The organism is Lactobacillus amylovorus DSM 20531 (genome assembly GCF_002706375.1).
GTDB classification, from domain to species: Bacteria; Bacillota; Bacilli; order Lactobacillales; family Lactobacillaceae; genus Lactobacillus; species Lactobacillus amylovorus.
Map to the genome: position 1 here is coordinate 1,905,969 of NZ_CP017706.1, position 24,241 is coordinate 1,930,209.

A 24,241-nucleotide genomic window follows, 5' to 3' on the forward strand; every position below is an offset into this window, starting at 1 on the left:
CTAACATAAGAGCCGGATAGTTGATCAGCTGCCTATTGATCTAAACGTATTTTGCACGTTACGCAAAATTAAGTGGAACTCATTTTGAGTTCAATTTAGGTGGTACCACGGTTAACCTCGTCCTAATTTGGGACGAGGTTTTCTTTTTTAGAAAGGATTAATGTTAATGAGAATTAAGGATACGCTTAATTTAGGTAAAACTAAATTTAAGATGCGTGGTAATTTACCCGTTCGTGAAGCTCAATGGCAAAAAGAATGGGAAGAAAATGATTTATATGAACAAAGATTAAAGTTAAACGAAGGTCACCCTCGTTTCGATTTACATGATGGCCCTCCATTTGCTAACGGTAATATTCACATGGGCCACGCTTTGAACAAGATTTCAAAGGATATCATTGTTCGTTACAAGAACATGAATGGTTATTATGCACCATACGTTCCAGGTTGGGATACTCATGGTCTTCCAGTTGAACAACAATTGGCCAAAAAAGGTGTAGATCGTAAGACAATGGATCGTGCTAAGTATCGTGAACTTTGTCGTCAATATGCTGAAGAACAAATTCAAAAGCAAATGACTGACTTTAAGCGTTTGGGAGTAATGGCAGATTGGGATCACCCATACATTACTTTGCAACACGATTTCGAAGCACAAGAAATTCGTGTCTTCGGTGAAATGTACAAGAAGGGTTACATTTACAAGGGTAAGAAGCCAGTTTACTGGTCATGGTCAAGTGAATCAACTTTGGCAGAAGCAGAAGTTGAATACAAGGACGTTGAAGCAAACTCAATTTTTGTTGCTTTCCCAGTTACTGACGGTAAGGGTATTATCGACCCTAAGGATACTTACTTCGTAATTTGGACTACTACTCCTTGGACTATTCCAGCTAACGAAGCTATTTGTGTTAACCCTAAATTTGATTACTCAGTTGTTCAAGTAGGCGACAAGAGATACGTTGTAGCTAGTGGCTTACTTGACAAGGTTGCTGAAGAAATCGGTTGGGATGACTACAAGGTCGTTCAAACTGTAAAGGGTGCCGACATGGAATACATGAAGGCTAAGCACCCAATCTACGATAAGGAAAGTCTTGTAATTGAAGGTTTCCACGTAACTTTGGATGATGGTACTGGTTTAGTTCATACTGCACCTGGTTTTGGTGAAGATGACTTTAACGTGGGTCAAAAGTACAATTTACCAATCTTCAGCCCAGTAGATGCACATGGTTGCTACACTGATGAAGTACCTGAACTTAAGGGCATGTTCTACCAAGACGTAGATAAATTGATGATCCAAAAGCTTAAGGACGCTGGTGCACTTCTTAAACTTAAGGTCTTCACTCACTCATACCCACACGATTGGCGTACTAAGAAACCAGTTATCTTTAGAGCAACTACACAATGGTTTGCTTCAATTGCTCCATTTAGAGATCAAATTCTTGATCAAATTGATAAGGCTGAATTCATCCCTTCATGGGGTAAGACACGTCTGTACAACATGATTAAGGACCGTGGTGACTGGGTAATTTCACGTCAACGTGCTTGGGGTGTGCCACTTCCAATCTTCTACGCTGAAGATGGTACTCCAGTTGTTACTCCAGAAACTATTGAACATATTGCCAAGATCTTTGAAAAAGAAGGATCAAACGCTTGGTACACTCACACTGCTAAGGAATTATTGCCAGACGGCTTTACTTCAGAACACTCACCAAATGGTGAATTTACTAAGGAAAAGGATATCCTTGATGTTTGGTTTGACTCTGGTTCATCATGGTCAGGCGTAATGGAAAAACGTGATGGCTTGCACTTCCCAGCAGACCTTTATCTTGAAGGTAGTGACCAATACCGTGGTTGGTTCAACTCAAGTTTGATTACTTCAGTTGCTGTAACTGGTAAGGCTCCTTACAAAGAAGTATTGTCACAAGGTTTCGTATTGGATGACAAGGGTCACAAGATGTCCAAGTCACTTGGCAATGTCATTTCACCAAACGACGTAATTAAACGTATGGGTGCCGAAATCATCAGACTTTGGGTTGCTCAAGCTGACACTACTTCTGACGTTGCAGTTTCAATGGGTATTTTGCAACAATCAGCAGAAAGCTACAGAAAGATCAGAAACACTTTCCGTTACATGCTTGCTAACACAAGTGATTTTGATCCAAAGGAAAGCCGTATTGCTTATGATGATCTTCGTTCAGTTGACCAATACATGGAAGTTAAATTGAATGACTTAGTAAAGGGCTGCTTGGCAGCATATGACAAGTTTGACTTTACTACAGTATTCAAGAAGGTCTTCAACTTCATTTCAAACGACCTTTCAGCATTCTACCTTGATTTTGCCAAGGATGTTCTTTATATCGAAGGTCAAGACAGTCATGCACGTCGTTCAATGCAAACTGTTATCTACGATGCAGCAGTTAAGTTGGACAAGGTTTTAACTCCAATTTTGCCACACACTATGGAAGAAATTTGGGGCTTCTTGAAGGAACCAGAAGACTACGTACAACTTGCTAATATGCCTAAGGTTGAAGGTTATGCAAATCATGATGAACTCCTTGAAAACTGGGGTAAATTCATGAACCTTCGCAATGATGTATTAAAGGCATTGGAAGATGCAAGAAACAAGAAGTTGATTGGTAAATCATTCGAAGCAGCTGTAACTATTTATCCAGATAAGGAAACTAAGGCTATGCTTGATGATTTAGATGCTGACTTCAGACAAATCTTGATCGTATCTAAGTTAACCATCGCTGATGGTGAAGCACCTGAAGATGCTGAAAAATTGAATAATGCAAGTATTGTAGTTGAACATGCTGAAGGCGAAGTTTGTCCTCGTTGTAGAATGATCAGAACTGATATTGGTGAAGATCCTAAGTTGCCAAAACTTTGTGGTCGTTGTGCTAAGATTGTAGAAGCTGATTATCCAGAAGCTGTTCAAGAAGGATTAGAAGAATAATGCGTTTAGGTACTGTTAAACAATTCGATGATGGCAGCAGCTACGGCTTTATTGAAGATGACAAGAATCATAAATCATATTTTGTCTTTTATAAGGCCATTAAAGAAGAAGGCTATAAAACCTTAAAAGTAGGCGATAGAGTTAAGTATCAATTAGCTCAAGGTAAAAACGGCCTGCAATGCGTTAATGTTTATTTAGCCTAAAAGGAGACACGAGACTTAGTGGATTTAAAAGAAACAGAAATCTCATCGCAGCAAATTTTTCAAGGACGAATCTTAGATTTATCAGTTCGCACAATTAAGCTACCTGATGGCGAAACTGCAACAAGAGAAATAATTAAACACCGTCCAGCATCTGGCGTGATCGCAATTAACGATGAACAAAAGATGCTTTTGGTAAAGCAATGGCGTGAAGCAATTAAACAAATTACGCTCGAAATTCCAGCAGGTTTAATTGATCCTACAGATGCCAGTCCTCTTGATGCAATGAAACGTGAATTAAATGAAGAAGGCGGCTATAAGGCAGATTATTGGGAAAAGGTAAGTGAATTTTACTCAAGCCCAGGCTTCTGTGATGAAAAGATGTATCTTTTCTACTGTGATACTTTGACTAAGCTTACTGACAAACGTTCATTGGATGAAGATGAATTCTTGACCGCTGATTGGTACAGCTTAGACGAATTGAAGAATTTGTTATCTGAAGGAAAAATCGTTGATGCCAAGACTATTTATGCAATTACTGTTTGGGAAAACATGTTGTTGCGTAATACTCAAAGCGAGAATAAAGAATAATGACAGAGAAACGTTCTGATTATCGTAAACGGCAGAAAAAAGGTTTAATAGATAAAGTCAAGTCAGCTTTTTCAAATAATGATTCAGAAGAAGTTGATGTTAATCCCGATTTCACCAAGGATAAAAACGAGGTTGAAAATCTACGTCGTCCCTTGACTAGGGATGGACAAGAGTTTTATCAACGCGATGAAACTATTGATAAAGAGACAGTACGTGAAAATAAGTCTTTAAAACTGAAAAAAAGATTGAATCGTGCTATTCTGTTAGTAATCGTATTGATAGTTTTAGTGCTACTTGCGCTATTTCATTTATAATTTGGAAATGAGGAATAAGATGAAGATTGCAATTATCGTCCCAATGGCTGAAGAAGCTGAATTTTATCGTAATCATTTCCATTCAGAAAATAAAGAAATGTTCGGATCTACTGAATTCGAACATTTTTCTGTTAATGGCAATGATGTATATTTAGGTTTGAGTGGTATTGGTAAAGTCCAAGCAGCCATGAATCTTTCTAGTTTGTTAACTAGTGTTGATATTGATGTAATATTTATGACTGGTTCAGCTGGTGCCCTTAAAGAAGATGTTCATCAAGAAGATCTTGTTTTGCCTAATGCATTTGCATATTATGATGCGCATAATACCGCAGCTGGTGACTATGTAGAAGGTCAAATTCCACAACAACCAGCTCGATTTGTACTTGATTCACCAGAACGTGCAGCATTTGCAAATTACTTGAAAAAGCAAAATGTTGCCTTTCGCGAAGGCTTAGTAGTAACTGGTGACTCATTTATTGCATCAAGTAAGCAAAAAGAAGAAATTAAAAAGAACTTCCCAGACGCTTTATGTGTTGAAATGGAAGGTGCGGCCTTTGCACAAGTTGTTCATGCCTTTAATAAGCCATTGGTTGCTATGCGTGCAATTTCCGATAATGGTGATGGATCAGCTAACGAAGATTTTGATACTTTCGTCAAGAAAGTGGGAGCTAAGGCCGCTAAGTTAATTAGTGATTATGTAGAAAAGATGAATTAGAGTATGCGTGAAATTTATTTAGATAATGCCGCCACAACCCCTATGTCTCCTAAGGTAATTAATGTTATTACTGATGAAATGAAGAATGATTTTGGTAATGCATCAAGTACTTATGAATTGGGACGTAAGGCCAGAAACGTGATTGACAAGGCTCGTCACCAAATTGCGGAAAGCATTAATGCTAAAGACGGAGAAATTATTTTTACTTCAGGTGGTTCCGAAAGTAATAACACTGCAATTTTTGGAACAGCTTATAGTCGTAAAAATATTGGTAAAAAAATCATTACCACTAAAATTGAACACCCATCAGTTCTAAATCCGATGAAACGTCTTGAGCAAGAAGGCTACAACATTGTCTATTTAGATGTTGATGAAACTGGTCATATTTCTTTGGATCAACTAAAAAAGGAATTGACTCCAGATACGATTCTAGTTTCAACTATGGCTGTTAATAACGAAGTTGGTTCAATTATGCCTTTAAAGGAAATTGGCGAATTGGTTAAAGACAGCAATGCTTACTTCCATGTTGATAATGTCCAAGGAATGGGCACAATTGATATCGATGTTAAGGCCATGCATATTGATTTATTATCAGTATCGGCTCATAAAATTAATGGACCTAAGTTTTTAGGTTTCTTGTACGAAAATGCCGATATTAATATTCCTAATTTAGTTCTAGGCGGCGAACAGGAAACTAAACGTCGTGCGGGAACAGAAAATGTGCCTGGAATTGCTGGTTTTGGTGAAGCTGTTAAGGAATTATCAGAAATTGGTCATGAGAGCCTGCAAGAAAAATATGCTCATTTTCAAGATATTATTTTAAAGGCCTTGGACGATAATGACATTGACTATGGAATCAATGGTGGATATGGAGCCGGCTATTCTCATCACGTATTGAATTTGTGGCTTAAGGGAGTTTCTACCACCTCGATGCAAACCAATCTTGATTTGAATGGCTACGCTGTTTCAGGTGGTTCTGCATGTACCGCGGGCTCATTGGAGCCTTCACATGTTTTAATTGCATGTTTTGGTGCAGATTCTCCACGCATAAATGAATCGATTAGAATCTCATTTGGGCGTTATAATACAGAGGAAGAAGTTAAATCTTTTGCGCAAGAATTAGTAAAAATTGCTAAAAGAATTCAATCAAAAAATAAATAGTTGCTTTTACAAAGAAAGCAACTTATTATAAATAAGTGAGGAAAATTATGGCAAATACAGTTGTGATTAATGGTGATAAACGTAAATTTACTTTAAGTTCTGATTTGAAGCTTTATGCTTTAATTGATGCAGGCTTTGTAAAGACACCAAAGGGTAACTTCAATTATGAACATCCCCTTTACAATGATTCACCTTATAATGCACCTACTAAGTTGAAGATGACTATTAATAAGGATTTGTCACATTTAACTATGGTCGTTACTGATCGCAGTGGTTTGCAAAAAGTTAATATTTTTAAGAATAAGCAATTAGCGCCTACTGTTGAACTTTTAAACTACATTTTAAAAGATCTTGAAGAGCGTAATATTTTGCTAGAGGTAAAGGATTGATTGAATAATGGTTGACAATAGTAAGATTAGAGTAGTTGTTGGTATGAGTGGCGGTGTTGATTCATCAGTTTCAGCACTTTTACTCAATCAACAAGGCTACGACGTTGTCGGCGTATTTATGAAGAACTGGGATGACACCGATGATGCGGGTGTTTGTACCGCTACAGAAGACTACGAAGATGTAAAAAAGGTAGCTGACAAGATCGGTATTCCTTATTATTCAATTAATTTTGAAAAGGAATATTGGCACCGTGTGTTCGAGTACTTCTTAAATGAATACAAGAAGGGCAGAACTCCTAACCCAGATGTAATGTGCAACAGCCAGATTAAGTTCAAGTCATTCTTGGAATTCGCAATGGATTTGGATGCAGATTATATTGCAATGGGTCACTACGCAAAGACCGTGAAGGATGCAAATGGCGTAACTCACATGATGCGTCCAAAGGACGGTAACAAGGATCAGACCTACTTCTTGAGTCAATTAAATCAAGATCAAATTAAAAAGGTCATCTTCCCATTAGCTAACTTAACTAAGCCTCAAGTAAGAGAGATTGCTTTGGCAAATGGTTTAGCTACAGCTAAGAAGAAGGATTCTACTGGTATTTGCTTTATCGGTGAAAGAAACTTTAGAAAGTTCTTGAGCGAATTTTTGCCAGCTAAGTCAGGTAAAATGGTTACCCCAGACGGTAAAGTTGTCGGTGAACACGCTGGCTTAATGTACTACACTATTGGTCAAAGACAAGGTTTGGGCTTAGGTTCAACCAAGGAATCAACTGATCCATGGTTTGTAGTTGGTAAGGACTTAAAGAAGAATGAATTGATCGTTGAACAAGGTTACGACAGTCCACTTCTTTATGCTAGTCGCTTGAAGGCAAGTGATATGTCATTCTTTACTGGCAAGCCAGATCATGATTTCGAAATGCATTGCAGTGCCAAGTTCCGTTATCGTCAATGTGATATTGGTGTTACCGTTAAGTATCATGCTGCTGACAATACTGCAGATGTTTACTTTGATGAACCAGCACGTGCTGTTACTCCTGGACAAGCACTTGTTTTATACAATGGTGAAGAATGTTTGGGTGGCGGCAACATTGATGCAGCTTACCAAGAAGATAAGCAACTTCAATTAGTTTAAGAGAAAGCTAAAAAGGATGTTCGTGTTTTCGAACATCCTTTTGTTTTGTGCTAAACTATTACTAATAACTACAGATTTTCGGGGGAATTTAAAATATGCAAATTTATTTTGTGCGTCATGGTAAAACTGAGTGGAATTTAGCCAGTCGTTTTCAAGGTGGACATGGTGATTCACCTTTGCTTCCACAAAGTAAAAAAGATATTCAAAAATTAGGTAAATATTTACGCGGAACAAAGTTTAGAGGCATTTTTGCTAGTCCGCTTGATCGTGCTTTTAATACAGCCCAAGGAATTGACGATGCAATGAATGCTAATTTACCAGTTACAATTGATGAGCGCCTGCGTGAATTTAACCTAGGTGATATGGAAGGGATGAAGTTCGCTGATGCGGAAAAGAAATATCCTAAGCAAATGGATAATTTTTGGCATCACCCAGATCAATATGATCCTACTGAATTACACGGAGAAAACTATCCTCATGTAATTGCTCGTGGTAAGTCTTTTGCTGAAGAAATGGCTAAGAGATTTCCTAACGATGACGACAAAGTTTTAGCTGTTAGTCATGGTGCTGCTTTATCCGCAATTATGGGTGGCCTTTTGGGTTATCCTTTGAAGGATATTCGTAAAAATGGTGGTTTAAGTAATACTAGTTTAACGATTTTGGAAACCAACGATGGCGGTAAGACATTTAAGCCTGTTGTTTGGAACGAAACTAGCTACTTAGGCAGAAAATTATCTAAAACGGATTCTTTATAATGAACAATAAAATTGAGAAGCTATATAACGAAGGCAAAGTAGATCAGGCGATTCATTTATTGATCAAAAAAATAGATGAAAAACCGCAAAAAGTTGAAAATTATTTACAGCTTTCAACTTATTTAATTGAGCAAGGCAGTGCCGATCAGGCACAAAAACTGCTTGAACAAGCACAGCATCTGGTTAAGAAACCACGTGAATTAAGCTACAACCTAGCTGTTTGCTACTATATGCAAGGTGATTTTGATAAAGCGCTGAATTTACTAGATCAAATTCCTAATGATGATTTAACTCTTTACCAAAAGGCCTTAACTTACTTGAAACTAGGTCAAAGTCAAAAGGCTTTAGCTTATGCTTTAACGATTAAAAAGATCGATGAACGCGTGCAAGAATTGCTAGGCGATATTTGGTTAAGCATGGGTGAAGCTAAACAAGCCGAGCAAATGTATTTAGCTATTCCAGAAGATAAAAGAACAGCTAAGGTCTATTTTTTGCTAGGTGTAACGACATTAGAAAAAGATCGTGATCAGGCAGAAAAATATTTTGATCAGGCTAAACAAATGGATATCAAGTATTATCACCATGCAATGAATCAATATGCTTCAATTATGAAAATGCTAAATGATAAGGAAAAGAAAAAATAATGGTCGAATTTACCGGTAAGGTTAACGGGATCGTTTTCGAGAACGACAAGGATTTATACAAAATTTTAGATGTTGAAATTATTGGCTCACTAGAAAACTATTCACGCGATGAAATAAAAGTGACCGGTAATTTTGGCGATATTCAAATTTCAGCTAGTTATCGTTTTGAAGGCAAACTTGTGATGCATGAAAAGTTTGGTTTGCAATTTAGAGCTACTAGCTATAAGCAGGTTTTGCCGCATGAAGAGGGTTCATTAACTAAATATTTGAGTTCTGATAAATTCCCAGGCATAGGAAAAAAGGCTGCCAACACGATTATCAATGAGCTAGGCTTAAATGCTTTGGATATTTTAAAAGAAAAACCTGCTAAGATTGATACTTTATCTTTAACTAGAAAACAAAAAGATAGCTTGCTTTCTGGGCTGAATTCAATGGATTCTTATTCAGAAATTGTCTTGAAATTAGCACAGTACGGGATCAATCGTCGAATTGCAGCTAATATTTATCAGTTATATCATGGCGACAGTCTAAAGAAACTGCAAACAGATCCTTATGCAGTGATCAATGATGTAACTGGTTTTGGTTTTAAATCAGCCGATATGTTGGGTAAACAGTTAGAAATTAAGGATGATGATCCCCGCAGAATCAACGGTGCGATTTATCAGGTGTTGATTGACGCTTTAAGTGGTAGCGGCGATACTTATGTACCGCTTAAGGAACTTCTGACAGAAGCAAGCAAACTATTGCAAATTGATAAATTTGATCCTATTGCTAATTGTGTCCTTGGTTTGCAACAAGATGGCAAGATCGTAGTCAATGATGATGTAGCGGCTTTACAAAGCATCTACCAAACGGAAGTTGATATTGCTCACTCGATGAAATATTTGGTTGAATCCAGACAGGATCAAGAAGATGAACAATATAGCGAGAAAGAGATGAACGCAGCCATTAAGGATGCAGAAAAAGAATTGAAAATTAAATATGACGAAACGCAAAAATTAGCTATCAAAAATGCGTTGAATCATCCTATTTCAATTTTGACTGGTGGCCCTGGTACAGGTAAAACTACGATTATCAACGGAATTTTACTAGCTTTGAGAAAGCTGGCTGAAATCCCAGCTTCTGCTTTGTACAGTGAAGATCCACCATTCCTTTTGGCTGCACCTACTGGCCGTGCGGCTAAGAGAATGAGTGAGATTACTGGTATCGGTGCTAAAACGATTCACAGAATGCTGGGATTAGGTATTGGGGATGCAGGCACTGGTGAACTAAATGAATTAAACGGTGAAATATTAATTATTGACGAGATGTCGATGGTTGATATGTTCTTGTTTAAACAGCTTTTGTCCAGTATTAATCAAATTCGCCATATTGTCTTTGTCGGTGATAAGGATCAGCTTCCATCAGTTGGTGCGGGTAATGTTTTCAGTGATTTGATTAAGTCGCAAGCATTTCCAACAACGATTTTGAAAGAAATCCATCGACAAGGTGACGATTCAACGATTATTTCGCTTGCCCATGCGGTCAATGAAGGTGTGAATGAAGGTGCTTTATTTAAGAAGACAAAGAACTATTCATTTATCAGCTGTCGACCAGATTTGGTGGGGGATGCAGTTGGTCAAATTGTTGAACTTGCTTTAAAGCGTGGTTTTGCTAAAGATGATATTCAAGTTTTAGGTGCAATGTATCATGGCAATGGCGGAGTAGATAACTTAAACGATATTATTCAAGAAATCATGAATCCGCCTAAGGCTAAAAGTAAGTCACTGGAAGCTCATAACGAAACTTTCCGGATTGGCGACAGAATTTTGCAATTGCAGAATAATCCTGAAAAAGACATTTATAATGGCCAAATCGGTAAAATTAGCAGTATCGATGAAGAGAACTCCAAAGAATGCATGGTTGCCAAGTTTGATGATCGTGAAGTTACTTTTGGGCGAAAAGATTTAAATGATTTAACTAGGGCCTATGCGATTACAATTCACAAATCTCAAGGTTCAGAATTTCCATTAGTAGTTCTCAACCTAACGATGCAGAACTATGTGATGCTGAAACGAAACCTTTTGTATACTGCAATTACCCGTGCTGAAAAGAATTTGGTGTTAGTAGGAGATCCTAGAGCTTTTGAAGCTGCCTTTAAAACACCAGGCAATGACCGTAAAACTGGTTTAGCTTCCAAATTACGTAAACAATTAGGCATTACGGTTAAACCGGAAAATGTTCAGGAACCAGAGTCAAAGCCAAAAGAAAAAACAAAACCTAAGCAACCGGAGGATTATATTCTAACTCCTGAAAAAATTTATTCAGGTGAAATTGATCCAATGATCGGTATGGAAGATATTCATTTATAAACCTAAAAGAGTCTTATGATCTAGGTATCATAAGGCTTTTTGAATATACAAAAGCATGATATAATTAGGATACTTAAACGCATGTTCTAAGGAATAAAAAATGAATTAATATGGAGATTACAATTATTACGCTGACAGTAGGTCTGATCACCTATTGTTTTTTTCGGTCAATAAAAGCTAAGAGCAGAGTGAAAAAAGTGGAACTCAGTGATACAGATAAAGAAGAACTTAATAAATTAGAAAAGATTGCAGGAAAACAATTGCCATATCGTTTTCCAAATAAGCGGGGATTAACTTTTCAGATTGTTGAATTTATTCGTCCCGGATTTATTAAACGGAGAATATTTGATCGCAACGGTCATTGCTTATTCTTGATTAAGTATAATTTAGATCGAACGATTGCGGAATTTATCGAATTTGGTGTTACAGATGGTCACTATTTTAGAAAGACCGTTTGGAATGAAAAAGATGAGAAAAACGAATTTTATCAATATCAAAAGCAACAGATTACCGATTTCGCTAAAATAAAAACGAAGCTGCAATATTATCGTTCTATGGTGCAAGAGAAAAAAGCAGAAGTTCTACCGCTTGAAAATGACATGAAGCAATATGCTAACGAAACCGAAAACCACGCTTATTATCAAAAAGAATGGGTAAAACGAGATAAAGTTACGGATACTGCAGCTATTCATTCGTTAGAAAAAGCGGAGAAACTAGATTTCACTAAAAAACGTGATCTGAGACGGGCATTACAGTTGCGTAATGTTTTGCGAATTAGTGCGATTAATTCTGGTTTTAAAACATACAACAAGAATGTTACCAATTTTCAAAAAAGAATGACCGATTTGCATTTAGGAAAAATCAAGTATCTTCATCCAATGGATGTTTTATCTGATCATGATTTGCGGCATGCTAGTAATCTTTTAGCCGGAGCTGCTGCAGAAGAATTAGTCAATAAAAGAATTAAAGAAGTTCAGTTTGGCAAAATTTTAATTCATAATTTGATTTTGCCATATCCGTATGAAAAGCAAACTAAACTGGGCAACAACCAAATTGATCACTTGGTTATTGCATCTAGCGGTATTTTTTGTTTTGAAACTAAGGCTAGAACGAGTAAGAACCATTCTTACGATATGCTTAAGGATTATAGTGAAATAGCTGATCAAGTAGCTAAACATAAAGAAAGCATCAAGTATGTTCTAGAAAAAAGCAACAATCCAGCAATCATTAATTTGTTAAAACGAATTCCTAGTATAGATCAGTTGATTCGTAATGTAGTTGTGGTAGTTAGTCGTACTGAAGAAAAATTTACTCTAGAAAAAATCGAAAGATACGAGCGAGTAGGAATTGAAGTTTGTCAATTAGATGATATTCAATCTTTATTAGTCAAAGCACCGGCAGGCATTGGATTGCAGCCAGAAGAAGTCTCCGCAGTAGGGGAAGAAATGACTAATAATAAGGCACTAGAAGAGGAAAAGACTTTTAGTGAAAACATTTTATTATTTGAAGATGACATGAAACTGGATGAAAAAGCTGTTGATGAGCAGCTTTACCATGCTAACCAAGTAATTAAACATATTGAGCATATCAAAAATTTATTAGCAGATTACTTATCAGGTGCACGTGAATGGCGTCAGTTGTATCAACAATACCGCTATTGGAAGAAATTTTATGATCAAGTACGTAGCTTTGTAGATGCGGAAACGTATTATAAACAGCATCAGATGGATAAAGAAATTTTAGACAAAATATAAAAGCCAAAGGAGAAATCCAATGTCATTAAGTTAAAACATTGACGAAGATGGGACCTTAAGAACCGAATCATTTTGATTCGGTTCTTTTTCTACGTAAAATAAAAAGTGAGCAGAGTCTAATTTACTCTTCTGCTCACTTTCGTCATATTATCCGGTCTTTCATAGAAAGCTGTGACTCTTATGAAATCCCTTCACTCAAATATTCTAAAACTGATGGATAATATTATCAATAAAATCGCCACTAATATTCATGCTTTCTCTGTTTCAGATCAGGCCTTTACCCGTTGTCGTAAGCTCAATGTCGTTGATTTGATTAGGCTGATTCTAAACATGGGAGCCGGCAGTTTGAACTCGGAAATTTTTCATGCTTTTCCTAACATAAATTCCAGAATGACCGCTTCGGCTTTCGAACAACAAAAGGCTAAATTAAAACCCGAATGTTTTAAAGAAATCATGGCTGAGCTTAGTCAGGCAAACAATGCACCACAATTACTAGATGACAAATACTTAGTTGTAGCGATTGATGGTTCCGATTTTGATCAGCCTTTTAATCCAAAATCAAAGAATATTTTTCAAGGCAAAGATGGTAGAAAATATTGTCAGATCCATGTAAATGCTCTTTATGATGTTTTGAATAAATTATATTTGGATATGGTCATTCAGCCCAGACAAAAAATGGATGAGCGTGAAGCGGCACTAACAATGTTAAAGAATCTAGATAAACAAGAAAAAGATTTTTTAGTTTTAATGGATCGTGGCTATAGTAGTTTTAATTTGATTGAAACCTGTAATCGGCTAAAGCATTGTCACTATGTTATTCGAACAAAAGCTGGGAATGGCGCTATTAAAGAAATTACCACATTGTCAGGCCATGAATATGATAGTGAGCTTTCCTGTAAAGTAACTGCATCGCATCGCTACTATATAACTCACAAAGATACGGAAAAGTTTCTTCACCTGGTATTCCATAAAAAACATCATTACAAGGCTGTACGCTCAAAAAATACCAAAGATTCACGCTGGGACCATGAAGATATATGCAATGTTAAATTTCGAATTTGTAAGTTTAGAATTAATCCACCAGGTTCAGACGATGAGTGGGAAGTTCTGATCACCAATTTAGACCGGGACAAATACCCACTAGCTAGAATGAAAGAGATCTATCATCTTCGCTGGGGAATAGAAACTTCTTTTAGGGAGCTTAAATATGACTTAAGCGGCGTCCAGTTTCATTCTAAAAAAGATCAATTTGTTTATATGGAGATATACGCCCATTTTGCAATGTATGATGCAGTGAGCTTATCAGTAGCCGCCAGCTCAAAGCCATATGTTAAAAGCAAATATCAATATCAAATAGATTTTAAAATGGCCTGCTGTATTTGGCGACGATACTTTATGATAAGCGATAATTCAGATATAAGCTTTGCACAATTAGTGCTTGATATGGCATCTTATATAACTCCAATTCGACCGGGAAGAAAAGATAAACGTAATTTAAAAGCAAAATTAGTTATCAGTTTTCCTTATCGTTTGGTAGCTTAGATTAATTAAAAAGTGGCTATCCTAGGATGGCTTATTTGTGCTATCAAAAAAAGACATTTACCGAGAAAAGTAATTCGATAAATGTCTCAAAAAATATTGTCAGATTTGTCAATGTCTTAACTTAATGACATTGAGGAGAAATCCTTTGGCTTATTTTAATAGATTGAAATGATCGATTTTGAATTTAACTTTAAATCCTTGAGTATTTACATCTTCACCATCAATTTGAGCAAATTCAGGCTTTATAGTTTCAACTTGAATTTCTTGGGCTTCCACATAATGAAATTGCGGCGCATTCACGTGTGAACCATCTTTTAATAGCTTGCTGAAGAGAAAAATGAATTTACTTAAACTAGGTTTTTCAACGATAACAGTATCCAAATGGTGACTATAAACATCAGCTTTAGGCAAAATAGCAAAGCCACCACCAAAATAAGGGTGATTGGTAGTAGTAACAAAATAAGCATCGCTGTAACGCCAAGTTTTGTCTTTGGTTTTTACAGTTACAGTAAATGTGTCTTGTTGCGCCAATCCCTTGACGACATTAAGACCATAGATCAGATTGCCCAAATTGAGTCGGTTAAGCTTATCCTTTAATTTTTCATGGTTGCTTTGATAAACAATAAAAGCATCGAAGCCAATCCCAAAATTATTGACAAAGTAGCCGGTATTTTCTCCTGGTATGTTTGCAGAAAAATAGCCGCAATCTACTTGTTCTGGGGCTGGATCATTGAGCAAATTATGGACTAATTGTCGAGGATCAGCTGTTAGTCCAGCACCACGAGCAAAATCGTTACCTGTTCCAGCTGGCAAATAAGTAATAGGGGTATCAGGATAGTTGGATGCTTTAATGCCATTTAGTACTTCATTAAATGAACCATCCCCGCCTACTACAATCAGAATATTATTTTCGCTTGGATTTGTATTGGCATAGTTTTTAGCTAAAGTAGTCAATTCCTTGGGAAAACGACTTTTTTGCCAGGTAAAAGGTATATTTAATTCGTTTAACACTTGTTGCAATGCGATGTTAGCTTTCTTTGCATTACCATTTCCAGCTGTTTCATTGACTAATAAATGTACTTTTATTTTTTTGCTCATAATTAAATTCTATAGTTCTAAAATAAAAGGCTCCCGAAGGAGCCTTATTAGCTATTTCTTTTCGATGATGATTGGTAAAATCATTGGCCGTCTTTCAGTCTTAGAATAAAGGAAGTCAGATAAGTTTTCGGTAATTGCCTTTTTAATTTCGCTTTCCTTAGGTTCATCTGATTTTGCCATTTCATTTCTAAGAACATGGTAGACATGTTTTTGAGCTTGACTGATTAATTCAGTTGATTCTCTCATATAAACGAAACCACGACTTAAAATATCAGGTCCGGCAAGAACGCGTTTATGCTTGTAGTCAACTGTAGCTACAGCTACTACTAAACCTTCTTCTGAAAGAATTTGACGGTCGTGAACTACGACATTGCCAACATCTGCTGTACCGGATGTATCAACATAAACATCACCGGCAGGGATGCGACCAGCAATTCTTGCACCGTTTGGACCAAAGCAGACAACTTCACCGTTAGACAGAACGAATGTATTTTCTGCAGGAACACCAGCTTCTTGAGCAAGTTGGGTGTGAATTACCTGCATTCTGTATTCGCCGTGAACAGGAATCATGTACTTAGGTTTGGTTAAACGAACCATCATCTTAAGTTCTTCTTGACCACCGTGTCCAGAAGTGTGGACGTTGTTTACACGTCCGTGAATTACATTGGCTCCGCCTTCCATTAATTTGTTAATTAAGTGGTTAACGCTCAACGTATTACCTGGAATTGGGTTAGAAGAGAAGATTACTGTATCACCAGGTTGCAAAGTGATTTGTCTGTGAGTACCGTTAGCAATTCTAGATAAAGCTGCTAAAGGTTCACCCTGTGAACCAGTACATAAGATCATCACTTTGTCAGGTGGTAATTTGTTAATTTCATCAGCATCAACAATTAAATCCTTAGGTACATGCAAGTAGCCTAAATCAATACCATTGTCGACACCATTTTCCATGCTTCGCCCGAAGATAGCCACCTTTCTGCCGGTATCAATTGCTGCTTGAATTGCAGTAGATACACGGTAAAGGTTAGAAGCGAAAGTGGCAAAGATGATTCTGCCATGAATACCAGTAATGATATTATGAAGCGATTGTGCAACGAATCTTTCAGACTTCGTAAATTGCGTAACTTCAGCGTTAGTTGAGTCTGAAAGAAGGGCAAGCACACCTTCGTTTCCTAATTTAGCCATCTTTTGGAAATCTGGAGCTGGCTGATTCATTACAGGAGTCAAGTCAAACTTGAAGTCACCGGTAAAGACAACAGCACCAAGTGGTGTATGAACAGCGATTCCCAAAGTATCAGGAATTGAGTGAGTTGTTCTAAAGAATGAAACGGAAAGTTTCTTGAACTTCAAAACAGTGTCTTCATGCTCTTCATGTAGTTCGGTCGTCTTTAAAATTCCATGTTCTTCCAACTTACCTTTAATTAAGGATAGGGCAAATGGAGTTGCATAAACTGGAATTTCAGGGATCTTTTCCAATAAGAATGGAATACCACCAATGTGGTCTTCGTGTCCGTGACTAACTACTAGCGCCTTGATTTTCTTACGATTTTTAACTAGGTAGGAGTAATCTGAGATTACGTAGTTGATACCTAATAAATCATCTTCGGGGAATTTAATACCACAGTCCATGATGATAATTTCATCCTGGTACTGCACACAATACATATTCTTGCCAATTTCATGCAAACCCCCGATTGCATAAACGGCTACTTCATTATTTTTAATTCGCACTCTTTATTACTTCTTGTCGAACGTCGTTAACTTGAAGTCAGCGTGTTCTTTTTCGTAAGCTAAAGAATTACCTGTTAATTCTTGGATGAGTTCAATGTTATAGGGGGTGTTGTCCTCAACCATGCTTCTTGCTTCGACCATGTTGTCAGCCTCCATGTAAAGAGTCTTAGTAGTTTCTCTACGAGGATTGACAATCTTGTCTTTTTGATACAAAACTTTGTAAATCATAAATGATTCTCCTTATTAATGTATAAACGTTCAATTTTGAGTAAAAAATACTCAATAGCTATTAAAAATTCTATCATATTTATAAAACTAAGTATATAAATATGTTTGAATCGATTTAGAGTGATAATTTTTTAGTAATATTATTGACGTAAAATAACGTAGGTTGTACCATGAACGTGTAGTAAATGATTAATAAACTCATTTGCTCGCTGTAAGAAGTCTCTTCAATCTTCTTAATTCCCAATGTATGAGCCACTGGTTTAGTCGCCCAGTGGTTTTTTGTATCAAAAAAGGCCTGCAATTGCAGGTCTTTTTGCGTTTAAATAACGATTAAGAAATCACTACTGTATCTTCTTTAAGGTCATATGGGTTTTGCTTGTTGATTCTGTCGTAGAACAAGTGGCCGTTTAAGTGATCGATTTCGTGAGAAGATACGATAGCTGGGTAATCCTTTAAACGGATAGTCTTTTCTTCACCGTCAACAGTGTAGTAGTGAATAGTCAACTTGTCTGGACGAGGAACGTAGCCGTTGATTACTTCATCAACACTTAAGCAACCCTCACCTTCGCTTAAGCAAGCTTGGCGAACAGATTCAGAAATAATTTCAGGGTTAACGTAAATTTCTTTGAAAATAATTTTACCTTCGTCGTCAGGAACTAAAAGTGCAGCCATTTGAACACTTTCGCCGACTTGAGGAGCTGCTAAACCAACACCTGCTCTAAGTTGGTGCTTTTCAGCAATCTTTGGATCTTGTGAGTTGACCAAGTATTCCATCATATCGTCTGCTAATTTTTGGTAGTGATCGCTAAGTGGAAAAGTAAGTGGCTTAGCGACTTTGCGCAAGACAGGATCGCCGTCGCGCACAATGTCTTTCATTAAAATCAAAATAATTACTCCTTTTTAAAAAATAAGATCTAACTATATTTTTACCATAATTCAGAGGATTTTGCTTGATTAAAGATAAAATAAATGAAAAGTTAAATGAGTGTTAAGCGTTGACCGGCGTGCAGTTAGGTGGTAAAATTCACTAACGTAACTATACAGATCAAAAAAAGAAGCACTTCGATAAAGCGCAGAAGCGTTACCGAAACTGTGGCCTAGTCACAGTTTTTTTATTGAAGAGTGGGGAGGAAATACTTTTGTCAGAAAAAAGAAGAGACGATCTTAGAAATATCGCTATTATTGCCCATGTTGACCATGGTAAAACTACTTTGGTCAACCAATTATTGAAGCAATCCGATACTTTACCAGAACACATGAATCTTGAAGATCGTGCTATGGACTCAAACGCCATTGAACGTGAACGTGGTATTACTATTTTGTCAAAGAACACTGCTGTTCGTTACAAGGATACTACTATTAATATCTTGGATACGCCAGGACACGCTGACTTCGGTGGTGAAGTAGAACGTGTTATGCACATGGTAGACGGAGCATTGCTTTTGGTTGATGCTTACGAAGGTCCAATGCCACAAACTCGTTTCGTATTGAAGAAGGCTTTGGAAGCTGGTGTAAAGCCAATTGTTGTTTTAAACAAGATTGATCGTCCAGGCGCTCGTCCTAAGAAAGTTTTGGATGACGTACTTGAACTCTTCATTGAATTAGGTGCTAACGATGAACAACTTGACTTCCCAGTTGTTTACGCATCAGCTTTGAATGGTACTTCATCATATGATCCAGATCCAAGTACTCAAAAGGAAACTATGGATCCTATCTTTGATACCATTCTTAAGTACATTCCTGCTCCAATCGACAACTCAGATGAACCACTTCAATTCCAAATCACTATGCTTGATTGGGATGACTACGTTGGTCGTATTGGTGTAGGTAGAATTTACCGTGGTAAGGTTAAGGTTGGCGACAACATCACTGTTATGAAGCGTGATGGTTCAACTCAAAACTTCCGCGTTACTAAGTTGTTTGGTTACTTCGGTTTGAAGCGTAACGAAATTAAAGAAGCTAAGGCCGGCGATATCGTTGCCATCAGTGGTATTAATGATATTTACGTTGGTGAAACTATTGCTTCGGCAGATCACCCAGAAGCTTTGCCACTTCTTAAGATCGATCCACCAACACTTCAAATGGACTTCGTTGCCAACGACTCACCATTTGCTGGTCGTGAAGGTGACCAAGTAACTCCTAAGAAGCTTGAAGACCGTTTAATTCGTCAAACTCGTACTGATGTTTCTTTGAAGGTTGAACCTACTGATCAATTAAACGCTTGGACTGTTTCAGGTCGTGGTGAACTTCACCTTTCAATTTTGGTTGAAGAACTTCGTCGTGAAGGTTTCGAATTACAACTTTCACGTCCTAAGGTTATTTACCGTGAAATTGATGGTACTATGTGTGAACCATTCGAATCTGTTCAAGTTGATACTCCAGATGAATACGTTGGTTCAGTTATTGACTCCCTTTCACAAAGAAAAGGTGAAATGCAAAACATGGAGTCAACTGGTAACGGCCAAACCCGTCTTGAATTCTTAGTTCCATCACGTGGTTTGATTGGTTACAATAACGAATTCATGTCACAAACTGGTGGTTACGGTATCATGAACCACACCTTCGCAGCTTACAAGCCAGTTGTTAAGAACTGGAACCCAGGCCGTCGTAATGGTGCTTTGGTATCAATCAACCAAGGTCAATCAACTACTTACTCACTTCAATCAGTTGAACAACGTGGTGAATTATTCATCGGTGCCGGTGTTGAAGTTTACGAAGGTATGATTGTTGGTCAATCAAGTCGTGAACGTGATATTGCCGTTAACGTAACTAAGGGTAAGAACTTGACTAACACTCGTGCTGCTGGTAAGGACCACGCTGCTGCAATCAAGACTCCAAAGACTTTGACTCTTGAAGAAGCCATTGAGTTCTTGAACGATGACGAATACTGTGAAGTAACTCCAGAATCAATTCGTTTACGTAAGAAGATCTTAAACACTTCGGAACGTCAAAAGGCTGACAAGAAGCGTAACCGTACTAAATAATTATTTTTACATAATTGCTAAAAAGTCATTGCTTAATAGAAGCGATGACTTTTTTGTTTTATAATTAAAAAGTAATTTCACATAAAGGGGCAACGCTCGTGCGTCGAAAATTAAATTATCTTAATTACCGAATTTTTATCCCTTACTTAATTTTGGTAGTAATCGGAGTAATTTTGGTATATTCAGCTAGTTCTGATATTTTATTAGTTAATGGTTTTAAACCAGATGTTTATGGAATAAGACAGGCAATTTATGCTGTAGCTGCATTCTTCGGCTTTGGTGTACCGTTTTTTGCAGTAAAACTAAAAGTCATCAAAAATCCAAAATTTGTGGCAGGCTTTCTAATACTTTGTATTCTGATGCTTTTTTGGTTGGTAATATTGAAGTTTGCCCATGTTAGCTCAGCGGAAGTTAATGGGGCCGTGGGTTGGATCAACTTAGGTTTTATTAATTTGCAGCCACTGGAAGTAACAAAATTGGCATTGGTTATCTATTTAGCCTATGTTTTGGACCGAAGAGATGGGAAGTTTGTAAGAGGAAAAATTAAAGGCAATCTTTCTCATCCTGCCATTTTGTCAGCATTCTTGATGTGCTTGGTAATTGTGGAACCTGACTTTGGTGGTACAGCTATTTTGTTCATGATCACTTTGGTTATGTTCTCAGTTTCAGGTGTACCAACCAGATTAGCTTTAACTTGGTTAGTTGGTATTGCAATCCTTGTCGGCATAGTATTTATTATTCTCGTTACTTGGAATCCAAAATTCTTGCAGGAAAGTTATCAATTCCAACGACTAATGTCATTTTTGCATCCCTTCCAGCTTGAAAGAAAAGGTGGAGCCCAGCTAGTTAACTCATATTATGCAATTCATAATGGTGGTTTATTTGGCGTAGGACTAGGAAACAGTATGCAAAAACGCGGCTATTTGCCAGAACCTTATACTGACTTCATTTTGTCAATTACCGCTGAAGAACTTGGTGTCGTTGTTACGATTCTTTTGGTAGGACTTTTATTCTACTTAATGTGGGAAATCATGGAAGTGGGCATCAATGCTAGTTCACAATTTAACGCTCTGATCTGCTTTGGTGTTGCCACAATTCTATTCACAGAAGCCTTATTCAATATTGGTGCGGTATTGGGCTTATTGCCAATTACTGGGGTAACGCTGCCGTTTATTTCATATGGTGGTTCATCAATGATCGTTTTGACAGCTGCAGTTGGTTTAGTCCTGAATGTCTCCGCAAACGAAAAAATGTTACAAGAAAAGGATGAAACGGTCGCATGAGTATAAATAAAGAAATCGAAGGTACGCATTTAATTAAACGCGTTGCACTGATTATTTATTTAAAATCAGTAAGTGATCAATACAAATTACGGCGCTATGGTGACATTGTTTATTTCTCTAAAAAAATGAAATATTGTATGCTTTATGTTAACCGTAGAGAAGCTAAAGAAATGCAAAGGCAAATTGCTAGTCTTGATTTTGTTACTTATGTAGAAATATCAGCTGAAGATGAAGTTAATCTGAATAGCGAACACATTGAAAAGCAGATAACCGAGATGGCTAAAGCAGCTGAGGAAAAACTGCAGTTAGAACAAGAAAAAAATGAGGATCAGATGCAATGAGAATTATTTCAGGAAAATATGCTAAGAGAAATTTATTTACTTTAAAGAGTAATCGTACGCGACCAACTAGCGATAAAGTAAAAGAATCCTTGTTTAATTCATTGGGACAATTTTTCAATGGCGGCAATGTACTTGATTTATACGCTGGTAGTGGTGCTTTAGGAATTGAAGCTGTATCAAGAGGTTGTGATCACGCTAGCTTAGTAGATATTAACCATGCAGCATGTTCAATCATTAAAAAGAACGTCGCATTAACTAAGGAAGAAAATCGCTTTGATATTTACAATATGCGTAGTTCAGCAGCCTTAAAGCTGTTTGCGGAAAAAGAACTAAAATTTGATTTAGTATTTTTGGATCCTCCTTATGCAAAAGAAAAAATTGCTAAGGATATGTTGCAGATGAATAAATTAGGCTTGCTAAATGATGATGCAATTGTCGTTGCTGAAACTGATGATCACACCGAATTAGGACCAATTGAGGGCTTCTCTTTAGTTAAGGAGCATCATTTAGGCAAAACAATTGTAAGAATTTATCGAAAGGATAAATAATGACTGTCGCACTTTTTCCAGGAAGCTTTGATCCAATTACCAATGGTCATGTAGAAACCGCTAAGAAGGCCGCTCAGATCTTCGACAAGGTATACGTTGTAGCGATGACCAATACGTCTAAACATTATTTATTTACGGCAAAAGAACGGGCTGATTTTATTAGGGATGCACTAAAGAATATTCCTAATATTGAGGTGCTAGATAAACCAGATATGTTAACCGTTAATTTGGCACATGAATTACATGCTAGGGCCATCGTTCGCGGCGTCCGCAATAGTGCTGATTTTCGTTATGAGCAAGAAATTGCTGGCATTAATAAAAGACTAGCTCCTGATATTAATACAGTTTTGCTGTTTAGCAGTCCAGAAAATTCTTTTGTAGCTTCAAGCATGATTAAGGAATTGGCTCGTTTTGACGAAGACGTGCACCAGTTTTTGCCGGAGAAGGCTGCTAAAGCACTAAGGAAGAAATTAAATCATGAACAATCAAAATAAATCTCATCGATTACGCAATTGGCTAATTACAATTATTGCAATCATAGCCGTTGCGTTTTTGGCCTTTTGGCCAACTGATTATTATATTGAGTCACCGGGTGAGGCGGTTCCTGTAGGACAATTTATTAAATCACCCAATAAGAAACCCAATAACTTTTATCTGGTAACGGTAAGCGTTACTAGCCGGCCGGCTTCGATTTTGCAATATTTGTGGAGTTATACTAGACCGTATAATGATCGTGTGCCTAGCAAAGAGCTGTTAGGCGGTCAGACAAGCGCTCAATATAATGAATTGCAAAATTGGTATATGGAAACTAGCCAACAAAATGCAATATATTATGCGGCTAAAAAAGCTGGTAAAAAGCATAGCTTAAAATATCTTGGCGTTTACGTAATGGAGGTACAAAAGGGTTCTAGCTTTAAGAACAAACTCCAAATTGGCGATACGGTTTTAGGTGCCAATGGTCATCGTTTCCATTCAACTGAAGAAATGATGACGTATTTACGTAAACAAAAGATAGGTAGCCCTGTGACAATCTCTGTTCTAAGAGGTAAAAAGAAAAAGCAGTTTACCGGTAAGATTGTCAAAGTTAAAGGGACTAATAAACCTGGCATCGGTATTCAATTGGTAGAACACGTAGAAGTTAAAACTAAGCCTAAACTATCAATCAATGCTGGTGAGATAGGTGGTCCATCTGCTGGCTTAATGTTCACACTAGAAAGTTATGAAGTCTTTACCAAGCAGAATTTAAGTCATGGTCACAAGATTGCCGGAACAGGTACAATTGCACCAAATGGTAAGGTTGGTATCATTGGCGGCGTTGACAAGAAAGTCGTTGCCGCTAGTCGAGAAGGTGCAGAAGTCTTCTTTGCTCCAACAGACTCAACTGATGTTAAGAAGAGTCAGACGAATTATGCGGTAGCCAAACGAACTGCCAAGAAAATTCATACTAAAATGAAAATTGTTCCTGTCGCTAATTTTGATGATGCACTCAACTATTTAAAGAAACATTATTAGAAAAAGATAAAAAAT

The 24,241-nt window shown here is 37.1% G+C and carries 23 protein-coding genes; 19 read left to right on the plus strand and 4 right to left on the minus strand.

All coding sequences use genetic code 11. From position 1 onward, the window contains the following. The first annotated feature begins 166 nt into the window (after window positions 1-166). The 13 genes from ileS (at window position 167) to LA20531_RS09855 (ending at window position 14,501) form a co-directional block, all read left to right on the plus strand. A complete protein-coding gene (gene ileS / locus LA20531_RS09795; RefSeq protein WP_056939722.1) occupies window positions 167-2,950 on the plus strand; it encodes an isoleucine--tRNA ligase in 2,784 nt (927 codons plus the stop codon). Continuing rightward, complete coding sequence (locus LA20531_RS09800) at window positions 2,950-3,153, plus strand: cold-shock protein (RefSeq protein ID WP_013437635.1); 204 nt, start codon at window positions 2,950-2,952, stop codon at window positions 3,151-3,153. The genes ileS and LA20531_RS09800 overlap by 1 nt, the downstream gene beginning before the upstream one ends. A gap of 18 nt (window positions 3,154-3,171) precedes the next feature. Further along, window positions 3,172-3,741 carry an NUDIX hydrolase gene (locus LA20531_RS09805; RefSeq protein ID WP_056939662.1) on the plus strand — a complete coding sequence of 190 codons (570 nt, stop codon included), beginning with the start codon at window positions 3,172-3,174 and terminating at the stop codon, window positions 3,739-3,741. Continuing rightward, window positions 3,741-4,055, plus strand: a complete 315-nt coding sequence (locus LA20531_RS09810) for a hypothetical protein (protein ID WP_056939661.1) — start codon at window positions 3,741-3,743, stop codon at window positions 4,053-4,055. Before LA20531_RS09805 ends, LA20531_RS09810 begins: the two co-directional genes overlap by 1 nt. Before the next feature lie 19 nt (window positions 4,056-4,074). Continuing rightward, window positions 4,075-4,770: a 5'-methylthioadenosine/adenosylhomocysteine nucleosidase gene (locus LA20531_RS09815; protein WP_056939660.1), complete on the plus strand. Its 696-nt coding sequence runs from the start codon at window positions 4,075-4,077 to the stop codon at window positions 4,768-4,770. Window positions 4,771-4,773: 3 nt separating this feature from the next. Continuing rightward, the gene (locus LA20531_RS09820) at window positions 4,774-5,931 is read left to right on the plus strand and encodes a cysteine desulfurase family protein (RefSeq protein WP_056939659.1); all 1,158 of its coding nucleotides are present in this window, start codon (window positions 4,774-4,776) and stop codon (window positions 5,929-5,931) included. A 47-nt stretch (window positions 5,932-5,978) separates the two neighbouring features. Beyond that, the gene (locus tag LA20531_RS09825; RefSeq protein ID WP_013437640.1) at window positions 5,979-6,320 is read left to right on the plus strand and encodes a DUF1831 domain-containing protein; all 342 of its coding nucleotides are present in this window, start codon (window positions 5,979-5,981) and stop codon (window positions 6,318-6,320) included. 7 nt (window positions 6,321-6,327) lie between these two features. Further along, on the plus strand, window positions 6,328-7,455 hold the full coding sequence (gene mnmA / locus LA20531_RS09830; RefSeq protein ID WP_056939658.1) for a tRNA 2-thiouridine(34) synthase MnmA: 1,128 nt from the start codon (window positions 6,328-6,330) through the stop codon (window positions 7,453-7,455). 95 nt (window positions 7,456-7,550) lie between these two features. Then, window positions 7,551-8,210: a histidine phosphatase family protein gene (locus tag LA20531_RS09835; RefSeq protein ID WP_056939657.1), complete on the plus strand. Its 660-nt coding sequence runs from the start codon at window positions 7,551-7,553 to the stop codon at window positions 8,208-8,210. Beyond that, window positions 8,210-8,854, plus strand: a complete 645-nt coding sequence (locus LA20531_RS09840; protein WP_056939656.1) for a tetratricopeptide repeat protein — start codon at window positions 8,210-8,212, stop codon at window positions 8,852-8,854. The genes LA20531_RS09835 and LA20531_RS09840 overlap by 1 nt, the downstream gene beginning before the upstream one ends. Then, window positions 8,854-11,205: an SF1B family DNA helicase RecD2 gene (gene recD2 / locus LA20531_RS09845; RefSeq protein WP_056939655.1), complete on the plus strand. Its 2,352-nt coding sequence runs from the start codon at window positions 8,854-8,856 to the stop codon at window positions 11,203-11,205. The genes LA20531_RS09840 and recD2 overlap by 1 nt, the downstream gene beginning before the upstream one ends. Before the next feature lie 197 nt (window positions 11,206-11,402). Beyond that, the gene (locus LA20531_RS09850) at window positions 11,403-12,959 is read left to right on the plus strand and encodes a nuclease-related domain-containing protein (RefSeq protein WP_056939654.1); all 1,557 of its coding nucleotides are present in this window, start codon (window positions 11,403-11,405) and stop codon (window positions 12,957-12,959) included. A gap of 180 nt (window positions 12,960-13,139) precedes the next feature. Beyond that, the gene (locus LA20531_RS09855; RefSeq protein WP_099202214.1) at window positions 13,140-14,501 is read left to right on the plus strand and encodes an IS4 family transposase; all 1,362 of its coding nucleotides are present in this window, start codon (window positions 13,140-13,142) and stop codon (window positions 14,499-14,501) included. A gap of 150 nt (window positions 14,502-14,651) precedes the next feature. Here the strand turns inward: LA20531_RS09855 and LA20531_RS09860 are convergent, their stop codons facing one another. From LA20531_RS09860 to def, 4 genes are all read right to left on the minus strand, one after another. Continuing rightward, complete coding sequence (locus LA20531_RS09860) at window positions 14,652-15,599, minus strand: diacylglycerol/lipid kinase family protein (RefSeq protein ID WP_056940551.1); 948 nt, start codon at window positions 15,597-15,599, stop codon at window positions 14,652-14,654. Between the two features lie 51 nt (window positions 15,600-15,650). Beyond that, window positions 15,651-17,330: a ribonuclease J1 gene (gene rnjA / locus LA20531_RS09865; RefSeq protein ID WP_056940550.1), complete on the minus strand. Its 1,680-nt coding sequence runs from the start codon at window positions 17,328-17,330 to the stop codon at window positions 15,651-15,653. Window positions 17,331-17,336: 6 nt separating this feature from the next. After that, entirely contained in the window at window positions 17,337-17,558 is a 222-nt protein-coding gene (locus tag LA20531_RS09870) for a DNA-dependent RNA polymerase subunit epsilon (RefSeq protein ID WP_013437648.1), read from the minus strand. Between the two features lie 330 nt (window positions 17,559-17,888). Next, window positions 17,889-18,443: a peptide deformylase gene (def, locus tag LA20531_RS09880; protein ID WP_056940549.1), complete on the minus strand. Its 555-nt coding sequence runs from the start codon at window positions 18,441-18,443 to the stop codon at window positions 17,889-17,891. Window positions 18,444-18,697: 254 nt separating this feature from the next. Here def and typA point away from each other — a divergent pair, with 254 nt between their 5' ends. The 6 genes from typA (at window position 18,698) to LA20531_RS09910 (ending at window position 24,226) form a co-directional block, all read left to right on the plus strand. Next, window positions 18,698-20,542, plus strand: coding sequence for a translational GTPase TypA (gene typA, locus LA20531_RS09885; RefSeq protein WP_013641748.1), 1,845 nt, complete (start codon window positions 18,698-18,700; stop codon window positions 20,540-20,542). Window positions 20,543-20,640: 98 nt separating this feature from the next. Then, window positions 20,641-21,825: an FtsW/RodA/SpoVE family cell cycle protein gene (locus tag LA20531_RS09890; protein ID WP_056940548.1), complete on the plus strand. Its 1,185-nt coding sequence runs from the start codon at window positions 20,641-20,643 to the stop codon at window positions 21,823-21,825. Next, window positions 21,822-22,166: a YlbG family protein gene (locus LA20531_RS09895; RefSeq protein WP_013437652.1), complete on the plus strand. Its 345-nt coding sequence runs from the start codon at window positions 21,822-21,824 to the stop codon at window positions 22,164-22,166. Before LA20531_RS09890 ends, LA20531_RS09895 begins: the two co-directional genes overlap by 4 nt. Next, window positions 22,163-22,714: a 16S rRNA (guanine(966)-N(2))-methyltransferase RsmD gene (rsmD, locus tag LA20531_RS09900; RefSeq protein WP_013437653.1), complete on the plus strand. Its 552-nt coding sequence runs from the start codon at window positions 22,163-22,165 to the stop codon at window positions 22,712-22,714. The genes LA20531_RS09895 and rsmD overlap by 4 nt, the downstream gene beginning before the upstream one ends. Then, window positions 22,714-23,208: a pantetheine-phosphate adenylyltransferase gene (gene coaD, locus LA20531_RS09905; protein ID WP_056940547.1), complete on the plus strand. Its 495-nt coding sequence runs from the start codon at window positions 22,714-22,716 to the stop codon at window positions 23,206-23,208. The genes rsmD and coaD overlap by 1 nt, the downstream gene beginning before the upstream one ends. Next, the gene (locus tag LA20531_RS09910; protein ID WP_056940546.1) at window positions 23,192-24,226 is read left to right on the plus strand and encodes a SepM family pheromone-processing serine protease; all 1,035 of its coding nucleotides are present in this window, start codon (window positions 23,192-23,194) and stop codon (window positions 24,224-24,226) included. Before coaD ends, LA20531_RS09910 begins: the two co-directional genes overlap by 17 nt. Window positions 24,227-24,241 lie beyond the last annotated feature (15 nt).